At 31.2% G+C, this 18,149-nt stretch carries 21 protein-coding genes; 20 read left to right on the plus strand and 1 reads right to left on the minus strand.

The window, feature by feature from the left end:
• Positions 1 to 15: 15 nt before the first annotated feature.
• The gene (gene tssJ / locus DY109_RS04170) at positions 16 to 471 is read right to left on the minus strand and encodes a type VI secretion system lipoprotein TssJ (RefSeq protein WP_023949923.1); all 456 of its coding nucleotides are present in this window, start codon (positions 469 to 471) and stop codon (positions 16 to 18) included.
• Between the two features lie 102 nt (positions 472 to 573).
• Between tssJ and DY109_RS04175 the strand changes: the two genes are divergently transcribed.
• The 20 genes from DY109_RS04175 (at position 574) to DY109_RS12325 (ending at position 18,149) form a co-directional block, all read left to right on the plus strand.
• Positions 574 to 1,842, plus strand: coding sequence for a type VI secretion system domain-containing protein (locus DY109_RS04175; protein ID WP_023949922.1), 1,269 nt, complete (start codon positions 574 to 576; stop codon positions 1,840 to 1,842).
• Positions 1,843 to 1,924: 82 nt separating this feature from the next.
• Positions 1,925 to 2,410, plus strand: coding sequence for a type VI secretion system contractile sheath small subunit (tssB, locus tag DY109_RS04180; protein WP_023949921.1), 486 nt, complete (start codon positions 1,925 to 1,927; stop codon positions 2,408 to 2,410).
• A gap of 8 nt (positions 2,411 to 2,418) precedes the next feature.
• The gene (gene tssC / locus DY109_RS04185) at positions 2,419 to 3,873 is read left to right on the plus strand and encodes a type VI secretion system contractile sheath large subunit (RefSeq protein WP_023949920.1); all 1,455 of its coding nucleotides are present in this window, start codon (positions 2,419 to 2,421) and stop codon (positions 3,871 to 3,873) included.
• Between the two features lie 2 nt (positions 3,874 to 3,875).
• Positions 3,876 to 4,268, plus strand: a complete 393-nt coding sequence (locus DY109_RS04190) for a GPW/gp25 family protein (RefSeq protein WP_002957596.1) — start codon at positions 3,876 to 3,878, stop codon at positions 4,266 to 4,268.
• A complete protein-coding gene (gene tssF / locus DY109_RS04195) occupies positions 4,268 to 5,992 on the plus strand; it encodes a type VI secretion system baseplate subunit TssF (protein ID WP_014667067.1) in 1,725 nt (574 codons plus the stop codon). Before DY109_RS04190 ends, tssF begins: the two co-directional genes overlap by 1 nt.
• On the plus strand, positions 5,989 to 6,891 hold the full coding sequence (locus DY109_RS04200; protein ID WP_023949919.1) for a type VI secretion system baseplate subunit TssG: 903 nt from the start codon (positions 5,989 to 5,991) through the stop codon (positions 6,889 to 6,891). The genes tssF and DY109_RS04200 overlap by 4 nt, the downstream gene beginning before the upstream one ends.
• An 83-nt stretch (positions 6,892 to 6,974) precedes the next feature.
• Complete coding sequence (locus DY109_RS04205) at positions 6,975 to 7,313, plus strand: hypothetical protein (protein ID WP_023949918.1); 339 nt, start codon at positions 6,975 to 6,977, stop codon at positions 7,311 to 7,313.
• Positions 7,314 to 7,332: 19 nt separating this feature from the next.
• Positions 7,333 to 7,971 carry a hypothetical protein gene (locus DY109_RS04210; RefSeq protein ID WP_023949917.1) on the plus strand — a complete coding sequence of 213 codons (639 nt, stop codon included), beginning with the start codon at positions 7,333 to 7,335 and terminating at the stop codon, positions 7,969 to 7,971.
• A complete protein-coding gene (locus DY109_RS04215) occupies positions 7,968 to 9,800 on the plus strand; it encodes an alpha/beta hydrolase family protein (RefSeq protein WP_115737774.1) in 1,833 nt (610 codons plus the stop codon). Before DY109_RS04210 ends, DY109_RS04215 begins: the two co-directional genes overlap by 4 nt.
• Complete coding sequence (locus DY109_RS04220) at positions 9,801 to 10,784, plus strand: hypothetical protein (protein WP_023948277.1); 984 nt, start codon at positions 9,801 to 9,803, stop codon at positions 10,782 to 10,784. It begins immediately after the preceding gene.
• A complete protein-coding gene (locus DY109_RS04225; protein WP_023948275.1) occupies positions 10,774 to 11,604 on the plus strand; it encodes a hypothetical protein in 831 nt (276 codons plus the stop codon). The genes DY109_RS04220 and DY109_RS04225 overlap by 11 nt, the downstream gene beginning before the upstream one ends.
• Entirely contained in the window at positions 11,601 to 11,876 is a 276-nt protein-coding gene (locus tag DY109_RS04230; protein ID WP_034549748.1) for a hypothetical protein, read from the plus strand. The genes DY109_RS04225 and DY109_RS04230 overlap by 4 nt, the downstream gene beginning before the upstream one ends.
• Positions 11,866 to 12,477: a hypothetical protein gene (locus DY109_RS11350; protein ID WP_023948273.1), complete on the plus strand. Its 612-nt coding sequence runs from the start codon at positions 11,866 to 11,868 to the stop codon at positions 12,475 to 12,477. Before DY109_RS04230 ends, DY109_RS11350 begins: the two co-directional genes overlap by 11 nt.
• Positions 12,467 to 14,086, plus strand: a complete 1,620-nt coding sequence (locus tag DY109_RS04240; protein ID WP_023948271.1) for a hypothetical protein — start codon at positions 12,467 to 12,469, stop codon at positions 14,084 to 14,086. Before DY109_RS11350 ends, DY109_RS04240 begins: the two co-directional genes overlap by 11 nt.
• Positions 14,079 to 15,902, plus strand: coding sequence for a hypothetical protein (locus DY109_RS11925; RefSeq protein WP_023948269.1), 1,824 nt, complete (start codon positions 14,079 to 14,081; stop codon positions 15,900 to 15,902). The genes DY109_RS04240 and DY109_RS11925 overlap by 8 nt, the downstream gene beginning before the upstream one ends.
• Positions 15,902 to 16,630: a T6SS effector amidase Tae4 family protein gene (locus DY109_RS04255; RefSeq protein ID WP_004085367.1), complete on the plus strand. Its 729-nt coding sequence runs from the start codon at positions 15,902 to 15,904 to the stop codon at positions 16,628 to 16,630. The genes DY109_RS11925 and DY109_RS04255 overlap by 1 nt, the downstream gene beginning before the upstream one ends.
• Positions 16,627 to 17,085, plus strand: a complete 459-nt coding sequence (locus DY109_RS04260; protein WP_004085368.1) for a hypothetical protein — start codon at positions 16,627 to 16,629, stop codon at positions 17,083 to 17,085. The genes DY109_RS04255 and DY109_RS04260 overlap by 4 nt, the downstream gene beginning before the upstream one ends.
• Positions 17,058 to 17,639, plus strand: a complete 582-nt coding sequence (locus DY109_RS04265) for a type VI secretion system amidase effector protein Tae4 (protein WP_023948266.1) — start codon at positions 17,058 to 17,060, stop codon at positions 17,637 to 17,639. The genes DY109_RS04260 and DY109_RS04265 overlap by 28 nt, the downstream gene beginning before the upstream one ends.
• An 11-nt stretch (positions 17,640 to 17,650) precedes the next feature.
• A complete protein-coding gene (locus DY109_RS04270; protein WP_034549745.1) occupies positions 17,651 to 18,025 on the plus strand; it encodes a hypothetical protein in 375 nt (124 codons plus the stop codon).
• On the plus strand, positions 18,015 to 18,149 hold the full coding sequence (locus DY109_RS12325; protein WP_023948264.1) for a hypothetical protein: 135 nt from the start codon (positions 18,015 to 18,017) through the stop codon (positions 18,147 to 18,149). Before DY109_RS04270 ends, DY109_RS12325 begins: the two co-directional genes overlap by 11 nt.

The following is an 18,149-nucleotide window of genomic DNA, read 5'->3' on the forward strand; positions in this document are numbered from 1 at the left end:
TTAATATCCTAGAACTCATTTAATCGTTTTAATTCCTTTTTGTGTGATTTCAAATTTTAGTGTTTTTTCATTCCAAAATCTACTCCAAAATCCACTTGCATCTTTCGTTTTTACCCAAGCTTTAGTTACTTTTTTTGTATCATTGGCAAATAAGGCTAAAACGCCAATGTAAGGAACTTCTTTGTCATTAACTTTTATTGCTACAATTTCATTTTTAGGAGCAATTTGTAATTTGATTGAATCTATTTTATCTTTACCAAGAGATCCATCTTCTCTAGTAATTAAGTCTTTGTCGCTTGCTTCTTCAAATTTTTCAATATTCTTGAGCTTATAGATGATAAGAGTAACAGGAACATCATCAAGTCTATTGTTAAGATTTGATTTTTCAATGTTATTGATTCTTACACTCACAGTGTTTGAGCAAGCTCCAAATAAAAGGCATAAAACCAAAATCAATATTTTTTGATACATTAACAATATCCCCTTTTTAAATTTTTCTAAACCTTAATTATGTGATAATTTTAATATTTGATTGCTAAAACTTTTATAAAATATTGGTGAGGAATTAAATCAATGCAATTTGCTAGTCATTTAAAGGATAATTTGGATAACTTGGAAATTTACCATTTCCTTGAAGATGAGATGTCAAAATATAAAACATTGAATCACGAGAATATAAAGTGGAACAAGGTTTATGAGTATTCTTTAGAAATCCTACAACAATTTTCTATGGATGCTAGAATTTATAATTATTTTGTTTTATCGTGTATAGCATTAAACAATGAAGAATCTTTCGGGACAATGAGTAAGCTATTTGAATTTTTGGTTGATATTTTGCAAAATTCTCCTAAGAATTTAGGCAAAAATGTTGAAATTTTAAATACCCAGAAAAAGAAGATAAAGAGTGTCGTGCAACATTTTATAATAGAAACTGACAGACTTAGTTTATCACATTTTCCTCAGATTATAATGGATTTAAACCATACATTCAGGATTTTAGGGAAAATTTTAGAGTGCGATTTTAAAGAGATTCAAGTTAAACAGGAGATACAAAAAAGTGAAGTTATATCATCAACTATAAAACAAGTTGAATTTCATACTCAAAACCCAAATACCAATTCCTTAAATGATAGAGAATATAGAATATTTTTCAACCATTTAGCTTTCGAGCTTTTGGAAAAAAATAAAGATAATCTTAATGCTTATGCTATGTTTGTTGAAGCAATGTGGGGGAGGATTAGAACCCTTCCTGTCGATAGTGAAAGTATTACTCAAATTAAGTATCCAGATAAAAATTTAATACAAATTTTGCTTGAAAATAATTTTGATGAATTAGAACACATTAAGTGTTTTATGTCAAATCTTGTGTTAAATCCTTTTTGGATAGAGGGCTTAAAGTTTTTTTGTGAATTTTTATACAAGCGTAAAAAAACAAATGCTTCCAAATTGCTTAATACTTTAACTAGAGAGTTCCTTATTAAATTTAAGGAGATTTCTAATCTTAAGTTTAGCAATGGCGAATCTATGTGTGAAGAGCAAGTTTTTAATTATTTTTTGAAGCAAGGCATAGATTTTAATTGTATAAAGCCTAAAGCAAATAAGGACAGGCAAAATAATATAGATGAAATTTTATTAGATATGAATACTCAAAATAGTAATAACTCTCTATTTGCACATATAAATGCTTTAATTGAGATGGCTAAACTTTTTGAGGAGAAAAATATGCCAAATAATGCTAGGATACTTTATATCCAAATCAAAGATTTAATGGAGAAAACATTACTAAAGGATTATTTATTAGAAGATTATTCAAAAATTAAAATAAAAAGTGAAAAAATGTAAAAATTTAGCTAAATTTTTACATAGTTTTAGTTATAATGTATCTTAAAATTGAGAAAGTTTTAAAACAGAAAGGATTTGAACAATGTCTGATGGTTCTAGTGCTCCAAAAGAGCGTATTAATATCACATACAAAGCAAAAACGAATGGACAAGAAGCAGATGTTGAGTTACCCTTAAAATTGATGGTAATGACAAATTTGACAGGAGGAGCTGATAAATTACCTTTGGAAGAGCGAGAGATTTTACAAATTAATAAGGTAAATTTTAGTCAGGTAATGCAGAAATTGGATATTAGTTCTAAATTTAGTGTTAAGAACACCTTGGGCACAGGAGCAGAAGAGCTAAGTATTAATCTTAAAATTTCTAGTATGAAAGACTTTTCCCCAGATAGTATAGCAAAGCAAATTCCAGAGCTTAATAAACTCATACAACTAAGAGAGGCTTTAGTGGCTTTAAAAGGACCTATGGGTAATATTCCAGATTTTAGAAAAGCAGTTTTAACCGCTTTAAAAGATAAAAAAACAAAAGAGAAATTGCTTTTAGAAATTAAAGAAGAAGTCAAAGAATAGGAGAGAAAATGTCAAGCGATAAAGTGGTTGATACACCTATTATTGAAAGCATTATGGAAAAAAGTAAGTATTTAAAAAATGATGAAAGTTATAGTATAGCTAAAAGAGGTGTTGCCGAATTTATCTCTGCTATTGTTGAGAATGATGATGTAGAAGATAAAATCAATAAATTTGCTTTAGATGAGATGATAGCACATATTGATGATTTAGTATCTAAGCAAATGGACGAGATTTTGCACAATGAGGATTTCCAAAAACTAGAGTCTGTATGGAGAGGCTTATATTTCTTAGTAGAAAGAACAGATTTTAATGAAAATATTAAAATCAACCTTTTTGATGTAACCAAAGAAGAAGCTTTAGAAGATTTTGAGAACAATCCTGATATTACCCAAAGTGTCATTTATAAAAATATTTATTCTTCAGAATATGGACAATTTGGTGGAGAGCCTGTTGGTGCTATCATAGGCGATTATCAGCTTAGCACCAATAGCCCAGATATGACTTTTTTAAATAAAATGGCAAGTATTGCTGCAATGAGCCATTCGCCATTTTTAACCTCTTGTGCTCCTAGTTTTTTTGGGTTAGAGAATTATTCAGAGTTAGCAAATATTCAAGATTTAGGAGGTTTGCTTCAAGGTCCTCAATACACTAGATGGAGAACCTTTAGAGAAAATGAAGATTCAAAATATATAGGGCTTATGGTAACAAGATTTTTAACACGCTCTCCTTATAGTCCAGAAGAAAATCCTATCAAAACTTTTAATTATAAAGAAAATGTTCATAATTCACATAATCATTTATTATGGGGCAATTCAGCTTATGCCTTTGCTACAAGATTAACTGAAAGTTTTGCAAAATATAGATGGTGTGGAAGTATTATAGGTCCAAAAAGTGGAGGGAGCGTGAAAGATTTACCTACTTATCTTTACGAGAGTTTTGGCACTATGCAATCCAAGATTCCAACCGAAGTGCTTATTACAGATAGAAGAGAATATGAGCTTGCTGAAGCAGGGTTTATTGCTTTGACTTTAAGAAGAGATAGTAATAATGCAGCTTTTTTCTCTGCAAATTCAGCTTTAAAACCTAAAGTATTTCCAAATACACCTGAGGGAAAGGAAGCAGAAACGAATTATCGATTGGGAACACAGCTTCCTTATATATTCCTTATATCAAGATTAGCACATTATCTTAAGGTTTTACAAAGAGAAGAAATAGGTAGTTGGAAAGAAAGAACTGATATTGAAAACGGACTCAACGAATGGGTAAGACAATATATTTCAGACCAAGAAAATCCTCCTGCTGAAGTCCGAAGTAGGAGACCATTTAGAGGAGCTCAGATCAAAGTGGATAATGTGGCTGGAGAGCCGGGATGGTATAAGATAGGGCTTAGTGTTCGCCCTCATTTTAAATATATGGGCGGAAATTTCGAACTTTCATTAGTGGGCAAACTTGATAAAGAGTGAAGATGTCATTGCTTGGCAAGATCATTCATCAGTTAGACGATCAGTGTCAAAATATTCCTTTTTATCAAAACGAATTTGAGGATATTAAGACCAACATTCAAGCTTTACTTAATACCAAGTTAGATGATTGTATTATAGCTAATGATTTGGGTTTGTCAAATGTTGTAGAATTTAATTTAAACGCAAGTGATTTATGCTTCAAAATGGCTAAAGAGATTCATTTCCTTATAAGCAAATATGAGCGGAGAATTAGAATCTTATCTATTCGTTATGACAATTCTTTGACGCCTTGGCAAATTTCATTCTTTTTGCAATGCAATTTTTTTCAAGACCATTTTAAAGAATTTAGTTTAGAAATTATTTTTAAAAATGATAGATATTGTGAGGTCTTTTAGTGAATAATGAAGATGTATTTTACTACCAAAAAGAGCTTTCCTATCTCTATCAAACAAGAGAATATTTTGTCAAAAAATTTCCAAAACTCGCACCATTTTTAGCTCTTGATAGTAAAGACCCAGATATTGAGAGAATTATTGAAAATCTTGCTATTTTGACTTCTAAAATTCATCAGGAAATGGAACAAAATATTCCATACATAGCAGAATCTTTGTTGAATGTAGTCTCTCCTAATTATACTAATCCACTACCTTCTTTGTGTATGCAAGAGTTTCTTTTAAATAAAGATAGTAAAAAAAATAAGATTATTGTTCCAAAAGGAAGTCGCCTTCAGTCTATAACCATAGAACAAATTGAGTGTGAGTTTAGAACGATTTATGATGTTTATCTCTACCCTTTAGATATTGATGAAGTGTTTATGAGCAGTGAAAAACAATATCACACAATGGATTTAAGGTTAAAGGTTAATAAGCCTGATTTAAAAATTTGTGATATAGGATTAGATTGTTTAAATTTATATCTTGGAGATGACATCTACACTTCCGCAACTTTACTTTTATTCATTCACCTTTATTTGGAGGAGGTAAAAATCATTTCTTGTGATACTTCTGAAAAGTTTAAGCTTAATTCTTGCAACATTAAAACAATAGGGCTTGAACCAAATGAAAGTTGTTTAAATTATGATGATTTAGGGTTTGAGGCTTTTTCTTTGCTTAGGGAGTATTTTTTTATCCCTGAAAAATTTAATTTTATAAGAATACAGGGTTTAGATATTTTAAAGGATTGTCAAGGCTCAAATTTGAGTATTCAATTTAAGTTCAATAAAATTTTTCCAAAGAATTGCATCGTCAGAGCAGATTTATTTTCTTTAAGCATTACGCCTATTGTGAATATTTTTCCCAAAAATGCAGAATCAATTATTAATGACCATACCAAAGATGGATATAGGATTTTTGTAGATAGGGTGCATTTAGATTCTTATGAAATTATCAAGATTAATCAAGTCAAAGCTCACAATAGTGATAGTGGAAGAAGGATTCTTAAAAATTATAAGAGTTTTGAACGTTTTGAGTTTTTAAAAGACAATCAAAATGAATTTTATAGTATAAATGTTAAAAAAAATTCTAAAGGTGAAACATACAAAGAAATTTCTTTTTTTTCAGAGCATTCTTACAATGAGATAATTACCATTGATGCTTTGTGTTGTAATAAGAATTTACCCTCTAAGCTTAAGATAGGCGATATAAGACATATTAATTTTGAGGATATATCCACTAAAAATATTAAAATCCCAAGTATGATGAGAGAATATAGCGTTGATGGGCATTTACTTTGGAAGCTTGTATCTATACTCTCTTTTAATTATCAAAGTATTCTTAATACAACTTCATTTTTTGGAGTATTAGAAAGTTATAGTTTTGTCAATGACAAGGAGAATGAAGAAACTTATAAGCGTTTAAAAAATTCTATTGCATATATAGAATCTAAATCGACTTACCTCGTTGATGAATACATTACAAAAAAGGGAACACTCTGTATAATGGGCATTAAGGATTCTAATTTTTATTCTTTGGGAGAAGTTTATAAATTAGGGCTTATAATATCTAAATTTTTTGCTTCTTTTGTAAGCATTAATTCTTTTTGCGAATTAAAGATAAAATGCTTGGATAGCAAAGAGATTTTGTATTATCCAGCTACTCGCGGCAAAAAAGTTTCTTTATGAACAATACGACTTATTTTACTTTCCATAAGCTTCTTTATAAGCTTCTTAAAAAATACGACAAAAGGGACATTTTTTTAAGAACCAATAAAAGCCTCAAACACCCTCATAAAGAGATTGAATACATTGAAGAAAATAAAGAGTTTTTGATTGAAATAATGGTAAATTTTATGGGATTGCAAGGCAATACATCACAACTACCCTCTTATATGCTTGATAAGCTCTCAAGGAATGAAGATGGAGGCTCTGGATGGACATTATTCTTTGATTTTTTTAATCATTATATTCTTTGGCTCTTTTTTGAAAGCGCGAATTTGAAAAATTATTCTAGAAGTTTCAAAAAAGATTTTAGTGATTCTATTTCAAAGATTTTATTTTCTATATTGGGCATTAATGATAGAGAAATTGCTAAAAATTATTTGCCTTTTGCACCTTTGCTTTTAAGTGCCTCTCGTCCTAAATATTATATAGAAAAAGTATTGCAAAGTAATTTTAATTTGCATAATAAATTATATATCATTGAAAATCTCCCACATCAGATTTTCATCGCTCCTTCTCAAAAAAATAAATTAGGTATTAAAAATGATGTTTTAGGTAAAAATTTTATTTTAGGGAGTAAATTCCTCTCTTATCAGAGCAAGATAGGTATTTATATCAAAGACATTGAATACCATAGAGCCATAGAATATTTACCCAATCAAAATAAACACGAAGAACTCAAAGAGAGCATACTATTTCTTACCAATCATCAATTTTGTATTGACTTGTATTTGCGTATTAACCATAATGAAAAAATGAATTTTATTCTAGGTGATGAAAGTGTAGCAAAACTTAGTTGGGGATTAGCATTAGGGAATCTTAATAAAAAATATCATTTAATGTGTATTAAAATGTATGAGTAAATTTTTATATTTCCAAATTAAGTAATTTTATTGTTTTTTATGTTGGATTCTGCTCTAATCATAAAAATTTAGGGGACGCATTAATGACTGGAGAATTATTAGCCAAAACAAAACAACAAACACAACCTGAACAATTAAAACCTTTAAGCACTGCAATGCTTCACCCTCTACTAGAAGATAATGAAATAAAATGTCCTCATAATGGAGTAGTGCAATTACAATCTAATAAGGGTAAAAGCATTACAGATAAGAATATCCCTTTTATATTAGAAACAGATTTACTCTATAGCTCTATTGTAGGTTGTCCTAATCCTCATATAAGTGGAGGACCTTGCACACAAGTAGCATTCATACTTCCTAGTGCTAGAGGACTAAAGAAACATAATGATGATTATCCTATAATGCAAGATTTAATTATATAATTACAGAAAAGGACAAATAATGAAATACTTTATCTTAATTTTTATTAGTCTTATAACTTTAGTCATTATTACTTCTTGTGGGTTGATTCGAACAAGTTCAGCTGATAAAGAAAAAGTAAGAATAGCAGAGGAATATGGCGGAATCTATGTCTTTGATAAAAAACTAAGAGATGAGATAATACAGAGGGAAAAGGAAAAGAAAGAATATAGAGGAAAATATTTAGGGGAATATATACAAGTAGGGAATGAAACACATTTTGTGGATTTTACATACCTCAATAATAAATTCCCTCAAATCCTTTCTAATGGTTGCAAATATTTTGCTAAAGGGCTTTCAGTGCAAGAATATGAAAGAACAGATTTAAGTCCTTATAAGGAAAAAATCAAAGAATATACGGGGGAAGAAGCATATAACATACTTCATAAAGGTTTATCTGTATCAAGTTATTATGTTGATAAAAATAATAAAGTAATACCTATAACATTCTATACCTACATCTATGATACCATAACCACTTATGGACTCTATGGTGATGAGGGAGCAGGGTTTAGGCTTACAAATCGTTATTCTGTTGGTATAGCAGGTGGTAATATCTTTTACCTAGAAAATGGTAAATTTATAAAAAGTGATGAGATAAGAAAAGGGGAACGAGAATGACGCCCAAAGACTTCATAGAGCATGCTAAAGACTATGCAGATATAGCAGATGCAAGTTATGCTATGTTGCACTATATAGATAATAATGAAGAAATTGATACTTTCTTAGATACTATGAAAGCAAACAATCCTAATCCTAAAGTAAGACCTCCTGCTAGATGGATATATGCTGATGGGATACATCTAGGATATGAGATACAAGACAAGCATTTAAAAGATGAGAGAATTAAAAATTTTATAGAGAAAAATCAAAGAGAGTTAAGACAACCCACTGCTTATGCTTTAGCTATAGAGGCTAGATTTAGTAAAGATATAAAAATCTTTAAGCCTAGTGAAAACGATTCTGTAAAAATCAACAATGAAATCCAAAGTTTTATTGATAGGGATAAAGAAGACTCAAAAGCCACCCAACAAAAAATCCTAGTCGCTATCAATAAATCCCAACAAGACGCAAACAAAGACCTTACCTACCACCTCTCCCCTCGCACTAAATATTTCACTTCTCGCTTTGAGATACTCCATCATCAACTTAATACTTCTATGAGTGGATATTCTCACACACTCTTTAAAGACCATTTAGCTAAAGATTCTAAAGACACTTATCTTTTAGCCTTTCGCGGCACAGAAATAAGAGGGGCAGAACTTTTTAAAGATATAGTTTTAACTGATGGCTCTATTGCTATTGGAGTTGCTATCCCTCAAATCATTTCTTTAGTAAAATTTAAAAAAGAAGTCTTAAAAACTATTGAAAAAGATATAAAGGATTCTATCTATAAGCTTAATGTAGTAGGGCATTCTTTAGGAGGACATCTTGCACAAGCCTTTTGTCTATGCCACAAAACAGAAGCTATCCATAAACTCTATACTTTTAATGCGCCGGGATTTGGAGGAATACTAGCTAGTCTTTTAAATATTGCCATAAGAGTTATAAGGCTTGTAGGCAAACTCATTGTCAAATGTGCAAAAAAACTTTTTAATCTTTTAGGCTTTACAAGAAAAATAATTGATAAATGTGTCCATACTTGTAATCCCAATGATACTTTAGAAAATTATACAGAATATGCAGATACACTTAAACAAGAAATAGGAGAAGAGGAGATTGAGAATCTTGCGATAAATGCAAAAGAACTCTCTAAAGCACAAACAAAAATAGAAGTGCATCATATAGAAACTATAAAAAATCCTCTACCTAAAGAAGAATCTTTTGCAAGAGAATGGAAACAAACCCTAGAACCCTCAATATCTGTGATTTCTGATTTAGGATATAAGTATGGATTAAATATTATAGATAAACTAGATTATAAAAACACACAAAGGCTACATTTACTCTATGTAGGAGAGCTAGAAACAAGTTATGTAGCGACAAGTCATTTCTTGGAAAGTATCTTACAAATATTGTATTTTTATAATTATCTCCTGCAATCCCCAAGTAATCAAGCCAAAATACAACTTAGCCAAAGTATAGAAAAAGCACTAGATTATCTTAACTCCTATTCTAAACTGCTTATGGAATTAATATATGGCAATAAGCTTATAACAAATGCAACAACTATTACAAAGACAAGCAAAAATGATAACTATCTTAGTGTGTATCAACAAGAAATTTTACATATTTTTGTTCATAATCCTAAAAAAATGGCACAAAGATATGAATACGATTTCAATGGAAAAAGTGAAGTGATACAAATGGAGGATATAAAAGAGAGAGTTATAAAGAAAGAGCTAAGCAAGAATGATACAATGAATACCTTTTTACTTTTACTTGCTCTTGAGATTTATACTAAAATTGTAGATAAAAATGATATGAAATGTTTGCTAAAAGGAGCATAAATGAATAAATACAGAACGCTCTATAAAGCCTTACCTTTTTGTATAGAAGACAAAGAAAATCAAGATATATTAGAAAAAGAAAATATCTATAAAACTTATACTTATAAATCCAATTTTGCCAATATTGTCTTATCTGATGATAACGAAGAATTTTTCAATGCTAAAGAAAAACAAATAATTAATTTACTTTATGATGAAGAATGCAAAAGCTTGTATCTTGCTAATCAAAATAGTGAAATACAGGCTACATTTAACCCTATGAGCTCTACCATTTATATAGATACACAAACAAAAGAGTTATATCTCTTTGCCAACGATAAAGATTTCATTGATTGTGATACAATCTATGAACAAATCAAACAAGAATTAAATCTACAAGAAAGCATAGAGGAATTACAATCCTATAAGCCCTCTCTCTTTTTTTATTCCACCCTTCTCACAGGCTCATCTGAAATACAATCTAATCCCTTTTTCTTTGGCAAATTAGATTCTAAGTCTAACACAGGATTAGACGAATCTCTTCCTATCTATCACTTCTCCCCCAAAGATGAAGAAAATAATCTAGGCACACTTACTATCTTTTTAAACTCTTCTACTCTTACTCTTTTAAACTACTCTCTCTTAGATTCTACTCTAAATATTAAACTCACATTAACAAACAAAGAATCTAAAGCCAAACAACAACAAGCTAAAGCCAAAACAAAACAACAAAAACAACCTGAACAATTAAAACCTTTAAGCTTAGCTATGCTTCACCCTCTACTAGAAGATAATGAAATAAAATGTCCTCATAATGGAGTAGTAAAGCTAAAGAGTAATAAAGGCAAACCTTTTAAATCTAAAGGTATTCCTATGGTTTTAGAATCTGATTTATTACATAGCTCTATCATAGGCTGTGCTAATAATACATTAACATCAGATTCTAAGACATTCTCTACAAATCAATGTATAATACCTAAAAACAAGGCAATAAATGCAAGTTAAAAGCTCAAAGTGTAAGAAAATGCTCCATATTATAGCAGGAATTGTTGTGCTGCTCTTTGTGTATCTAGCCAGTGGTTGCTCTATCTATTATCCTACAAGCCCTCGGGCATTTATCCCTAAACAATGGGATAGTGAATATAAAGAATATGAGAGGTTGTGTGAGGCTTCTAAGAAAGGCATTATCTATTCTCGCCCGATTCCACAATACATACAAGATTACTATACGACTATGCAAAAAACAGGGTTTAAAAATAGCTCCATAAAGACTCCTACAAATAATATTCCTTGGGAGTCTGGTTGGGATAGATTGTGGCTTGATGAAAAGCCCAATGGTTTTGTACGTCTTGCTAAAGGAGACCAAATAGTCTTATATCGTAGTTACGAACTTTTATCTAATGAAGCAAGCAATAAAAAGCTTATTCTTCCCCAAAAACATTTCATATTTCTTAAGCCTTACATATATCTCCTGTATGCCGAGATAAAGATGAGTCATACTTATGCTTATGTATATGCTCTTATAGATTCTCAAAATGGAGAGATATATGCGTATTTCATTACGGGCGTGAGGTATCATACAGGCTGGAGGCAAAGTCCATATCTTACTTGGGGTCCTCCGAACGAACGTAAAATATATTGCAAAACCTACAAGGAAGATGACTATTTTTATGCGGCAGACCCCATTGCCTCCTTGCATACATTGCAATCAAAGGGCGAGAAACAAGATATAGAATTTTTGGAGCAGATTGCTACATATTTTACACGCAAACAAGCAGACTTAAAAGATTTGATATTCCAAGATGAAAGAGAGGATACACAATGACAATACAACATAAGCACTACAACATAACATATAGTCTAGGAATCTATGTGAATGACTGGGGCTTTATGATGGGTAGTGAGGGAAATCCTCATGTATTTCTAGGATTAAAAAGAGAGAAAGTAAAATGTAATGATATACAAATAAACATGCAAGAAGATTTGTATCGACATTATCTAAAATACAATAGCTGTGCTAATACTATATTTCTACAGAATCTAATCCCAAATACATTTGATATAATACCTAAAAACAGGACAGCAAATGCAAGTTAAAAACTTCAAGACAAAGTGTAAGAAAATGCTCTATATTGCGCTAGGAATCTTTATAATATTTTTTGTGTATCTAGCCAGTGGTTGCTCTATCTATTATCCCACAAGCTATCGAGCTTTTATCCCTAAACAATGGGATAGTGAATATAAAGAATATGAGAGGTTGTGTAAAGAAAATATAGGCAAGGTAGTGTATGCAAGACCTATCACACAAGAGGAGTTTGAAAAAATGAAAGCCTTGTATGCTGAGATAGGATACTATTTTTTTTCTTATAGGTATGTCCCTGTATCAAAAAGTCTTTATGAGTATCGCATGAGTCTTCATAAGGATTTCCGAACTTACCCAGAGCATGAGAGTTCTAGGATTGTTTATCAAATGGTTCTTGGTTATGCGTACGACCGGTATTGGACAGAATTTATCTTTTTTACTAAAGGAAGCCCGACAAGTGAGAAGTTTTTAAAGTGCAAAAAAGAGACCCCCAAAAAAGATTTATTCTTAACTATGGCTTTTAAAGAACAACGCAATATTGGCACAAAAAATGATGTAAGGCTTGGAGAACATGCGAGGATTGAATTTGCAAGGAAAGATAACAATGTCAGATAAGCTTTATCAAAAATACTACACTCTAGGAGTATATGTAGATACTTGGGGTTGGAATGAAGGAAAAATCTCGCATGTCTTTTTAGGACTTAAAAAAGAATATCAGCTTGTTAATGAGAACTTTAAAGGCACATTAAGTGATGAATTAAAGAAAAAATATATAGTAGAATCTGAACTAGAACAACATAGTAAAACCACACAAATAGAACTTATAAATAACCTTACGCAAGAATATGAAAACAATGAAACAAATAGAGCAAAATGGACAGGGCAAACAAAGGTTTTTGATGAAAATTATCTATTCTTTAGACGAGGCTATAAGGACATAACGCTTCCAGCAAAGCAATACTTTAAAGGTAAAACACTCTATCATTATCAAGCTTATAAAGATTCTCTAGCAAAATTTATCCAAAGCAATGTAAGTAACATATATGACATAGAGGGATTCTTTGGCTTTGCTCCTTATAGTTCTGCCCCCTTAAGGACTTCTAGCTATGGAGATAGGGAAAGAGGGGGCAAAGTCTTTCAAAATAATCACTATGAGTATGAAAGAGGGGAAAATAATAATACTGACAAAGAAAAACAATCAAAAAATAGTGATAAGAACTTAGAGGATAATGAATTAAGCACATATTCCTTTAGTAAAGGACATATTCTTAAGGGCATTCGCCCATTAAGCACTTTCCAAAGTGAACACGCCTATGCTATCAAAATACCAAATGAGAAGTATATAGAAGTGGCAAGCAAGGTATTAGAAGATGTGCTTATTTCAGATGATGACTTAAGAGGTGGCTTTTCTTTTGTAAGCAATGATAATCAATTTAGATTCTACGCACTTATAGGTCGTTCGTGTGTAGATTTTGTAATAGATAAGCTTAAAATTCTTTTTGGTAATAGATTAAATTGGTGGGATAATGTTACTTGGACTCCGCAAGGAGCTTATGATGTAATAAAAAAACATTCAAAACAATTTAACACACAAGAAACTTCAATGCTGCAATCACTTTTGGATATAGCCATTTTCTACCAAAACTACGCTACCTTATGTCAGATAGATTCCACTTGGGATTGTGAGAAAGGCTTGAGGGCTTTTAGCACATATTGTTATAGCACTTTACATAGTAGTCTTTTAGACGATACAAAGCTTAATCGTTTAGGAGAGCATAAGATAGAGCCATTACCAAGAGATAATGCAATAGAAAATATCGCAGATGATATAGCTATGCGTATCAACACAGGCTTATGTATCAATGCGTATTTTCAAGATGTATTGCAATACGATAACAATCTTATGTGTGATGTTGCCTTGCTTTGCGTAAAAGAGCTTAATGGCAAACAAAGATTTGTTAAAGCAGATTCACAAAGTGATTTTATCTATCAAGATTTTGACTTTGCTAGTGATGATGAGATAATACAAAAGTCCTATAATTTAGCTATGGATAGGCAACAGCCTATTATTTTTGCTAAGATTCCACATTACAATGTGCCTCATATTGCAAAAGAAAGCAAAGGAGTGTATATCCAATCTTTCTTAGAAAGATACGCTGGGCAAGATAGAAGTATTGGGGATTATAGAGATATATTAGAATCTAAGGAAACACACAATGCCTAAACCATTTATCGAAAGAAAAAATAATGCCATACTAGATGTCATAGAGCTACAAAAAGAGGGCTATACTGATATACATTTTCAAGGTGTCCATTTACTAGGCGGCTCTGAATCTAACAAACCTTATAACGAATGCTTCTTTGGCGAATTAGATTCTAAAGATAATAATCTAGGCTTAGATACTCTTAAGCCTATTTATCACTTAATCGGCGAAATAGATTATGATTCAAAAGATTCTAAAGAGAGCTTTACTCAAACCCTCCAAGTATTTCTAGGTAGCAATACCCTAACACTCTTACATTACTCTCTCCTAGATTCTAGCCTTAACATTAAGTTAGAATGTAACTCTAAAGAATCTAAAGAAATACTAGAAAAAGAACAAATACAAAGAGAGCAGATACAAAGAGATTCTAACCCCATAGATTCTCTAACAAGCACCGCAATGCTTCACCCAATACTAGAAGATGATGAAATTAAATGTCCTCATAATGGAGTAGTAAAGCTAAAGAGTAATAAAGGCAAACCTTTTACTTCCAAAGGTATTCCATTAGTCTTAGAATCTGATTTATTACATAGCTCTATCATAGGTTGCGCTAATAATATAGCAGGAGTGCCTACTCCTTGTGCCTCTGTATCTGTAATACTCCCTAGTGCAAGAGGATTAAAAAAATTTAATGATGATTATCCTATAATGCAGGATTTAGTAAGCTCTGGAGTATTCTCTGATAAAGGCTTTCCTCTTATTTGCACACCTAAACCTAATAGTTATAAAATCAATGCACCTAGTCCTACTCATACTAAGAATATAGACAAAGAAGCTTTAAAGACACAAATAGAATTTCATAAACCTATACTAAGATTACACTATAAAATCTATCCTTCTCAAAAAGATAATCTTCCTATATATAGAATAAAGCTTGATGATAGTATTATAGAATCTAACAATGATACACCACTAGATGCCCTTAATATTGATATAGCTAAAGATACAAAAACATTAGATACAGGAACATTAAATGATAGTAGTTTAGATTCTAATCTGCAAGATATACTCTCTAAAATCTACTCTAGCTTAAAACAAACTTATGCCAAAGACTATCTTTATCAATATCTATCCTTACAATTAGATTCTAATGTCCTTATTCTCATACTTCTTATCCCTCAAAGGATTCCAAAAGTCTATAAAGAGCCTTATAAAAACTATGAACATAAAGACTATGGCATAGGGAAATATAACTATCTCTATGAATATTGCACTTTTACAACACTTAAGATAGCAGATTCTATGCAGGCGGGATTAGATTCTTATCCTAGCAATGCTACTATCCTTACATTACACACACCTTATAAAGCACAAAGACTAGAGTTGCAATTAGCAAGTGGATTAGATAGTGTGATAGAATCTGATAGAGAGCAAACACAACAAATCATAGATTCTCTACTCACACTTCAAGTTATCAATGGAGGGCATGAAGAGAAGCATTGGGGATTTAGAGAGGAGACAGAAAACAAAGATACACAAGCAAATCCCGTGCAAACAAATATAAATACAGAAAGCAAAGATTCCAAAGCAACACAAGAAAACAAAGACAAACAAATACTAGAGATATATTTTAGTTATGGTGATGATATGACGAGATTACAAGGAGATTCAAGACACACACAAGATGTGAATTTGCATATAAAAACACAAGGGTATAGCAATGGGGAGGAGATACATACAACATTGGAGATTCAAGGGAAAAAGCTTAGTGTAAGTGGCATAATACAAGATAATCAAGCTATAATTATGAATGTGTTAAGCTCAAAGGATAAGTGATGTTAGATACAAATGTGTGTAGAGTAAAATGTGGTGATAAAGAGATAACAATTAGGATTCAAAGACCAGATTTTGTAAGTGTAGAAAGTGCGTATAGGGAGATAAATATAGTTGGACGCATAGAAGCAGAAGAAGCGTATAAGAAACATTATGCTGAAACAGGTAATAAAGAGGAATCTGACGAAATATACTCTTTAACTTTAATTAAAAAGAAATATGAAACGGTAGGTGGAAATGCTTACGCACAATTCATAAGTGATATGGATAAATATTACAACACCTGTGCCTTGCGTATTAGCTATGCCTTGAATTATAGCACCCACCCTATTAAAAATATGAAAAAGCAAGTTGTAGGCAGAGGCTACAAAGGTAAAGATAACCACACTTACTATTTGGGTGTATTTGACATTATCGAACTTCTAAAATTAAATTGGAAAGCGTTATCTTGGACTAAATCCACTTATAATCAAGTAAAAGACAAGATTCAATGTGGTTGCTCTGAGGATTTTTACCACAATATGACCTCAAAAGCTGAAAATCAAAAGTTTTTTAAAGAATTGCAATCCATTAAAAGAAAAGGCATTGTAGCAATGATTGGCACAGATGGGCTAAGACACACAACACTATGGAATGAAAGTAATTTTGTCGATGTAGAATTTAATTATTATAATTTCTTAGATGGAACAAATTACATTATCAAAGAATTATATTTTTGGGATTTGTTATGAAAAAAGTTCTTGTTGCATTGTGCTTCTGTCTTTCTTGTGTGTATAGCAGTAGCGATAGGTATAATATGTCGCTTCAGTTGCATTTACTGAAAGCAAGGGAATACATAGATGCTCTAAGGTCATTGGGAGTAGGGTATTGCTTGGGATACGATATAGAAAAGCTTTATGATGAAGCAATATTGTGGTTTGGTTTTGATGATTCTAAACGCAATGATGTAATCAATGAAATAAAAATGCTTATCAATACTCAAAAAATAGAATTTGTAAAGCCTAAAAGAAAATATGATGAAAAGGCACAATTATTTCATAATTGTTTTTTAATGTACAATTCTAGCGTGTATCAAGATGAGATAGAGAATATAGCAAAGAAATATTGTAAAAATGCTGAAGTTTGCGAAAATATAAAACGACTTACAGAGCGGAAAATATGGAAAGATTGCAAGATATTACGTTAAGGGCTACCGTCCAAGCACAAAAGCGGTATGAGAAAGTAGGAGGACAAGCCTTGCGTGAATTTAATAGAGATTCTGAATCTTATATAAACACCTGTGCTTTTAAATTGAGTTATGCACTAAATTATGGGGGTATGCCACTTAATAAATATATATCAAGACAACAAATAACAAGCAGACCGATTGCTTTTCAAAACGCTTTAATTCTTGGGGATAAGGCCAATAATAATTACTTTATGAGAGTAAAAGAAATACGACAATTCCTTCAGTTAAAAAGTGTTTGGGGTAACGCAGATGAACCATATAATCCTAAAATTATGAAAACCAAGCAGGAAAACATCGATTTTTACAACAACGAATTTTCAAAGTTTGATAAAAGTGGAGTAGTAGCAATGATAATTAGTGGGTGGAGTGATGCTGGAGGGCATATCACGCTTTGGGATGGAGCAAATGAACTGAATAAAGTATTCTTGGATTATGATGAAAATTTATACAATAATTATTTATTATACGGAAATGCTATTGTAACAGAGCTTTATTTTTGGGAACTAAAATAAAGGAGGTTGGATTGAGATATGCTGTAATGACAATAGCGATAGTTTGTTGTTTATTGGGCAGTGAATCTAGTGATACAGAATGGGATAAACATAGATTTATAAGTAGGAAAAATCTTGGATTCACTCTTTGCTTAAAAGAATTTTACAAAGATTTACCAAATGAAATAGTCAATGCTGATAGGTTATTTGGCGTGATTGAGTTAGCTGACCCAGATGATAAGAAAAGATTTATCGATTTTATTACAACCAATATCAATAGCTATATACCACATTTTAAATATCCTGAACTTTATCCTAAGAATTGGTATTTTGTAGCCTGCCTGAATATGTATAATTCTCAAGAATATGAGGATATGATACAGAGAAAGGGTAAGTATGCGAAGTGAAAAAGGACATACGACTTTGTGGAATGGAAAAGATAAACACTTTGAGGACTTTGAGATTAGCGAAAATTATTTAATTGGTAACCATAATGTGGTGGATTTTCAGTTTTGGGAATTAAAAGGGTGA

The organism is Helicobacter fennelliae (assembly GCF_900451005.1).
Classification (GTDB): Bacteria; Campylobacterota; Campylobacteria; order Campylobacterales; family Helicobacteraceae; genus Helicobacter_B; species Helicobacter_B fennelliae.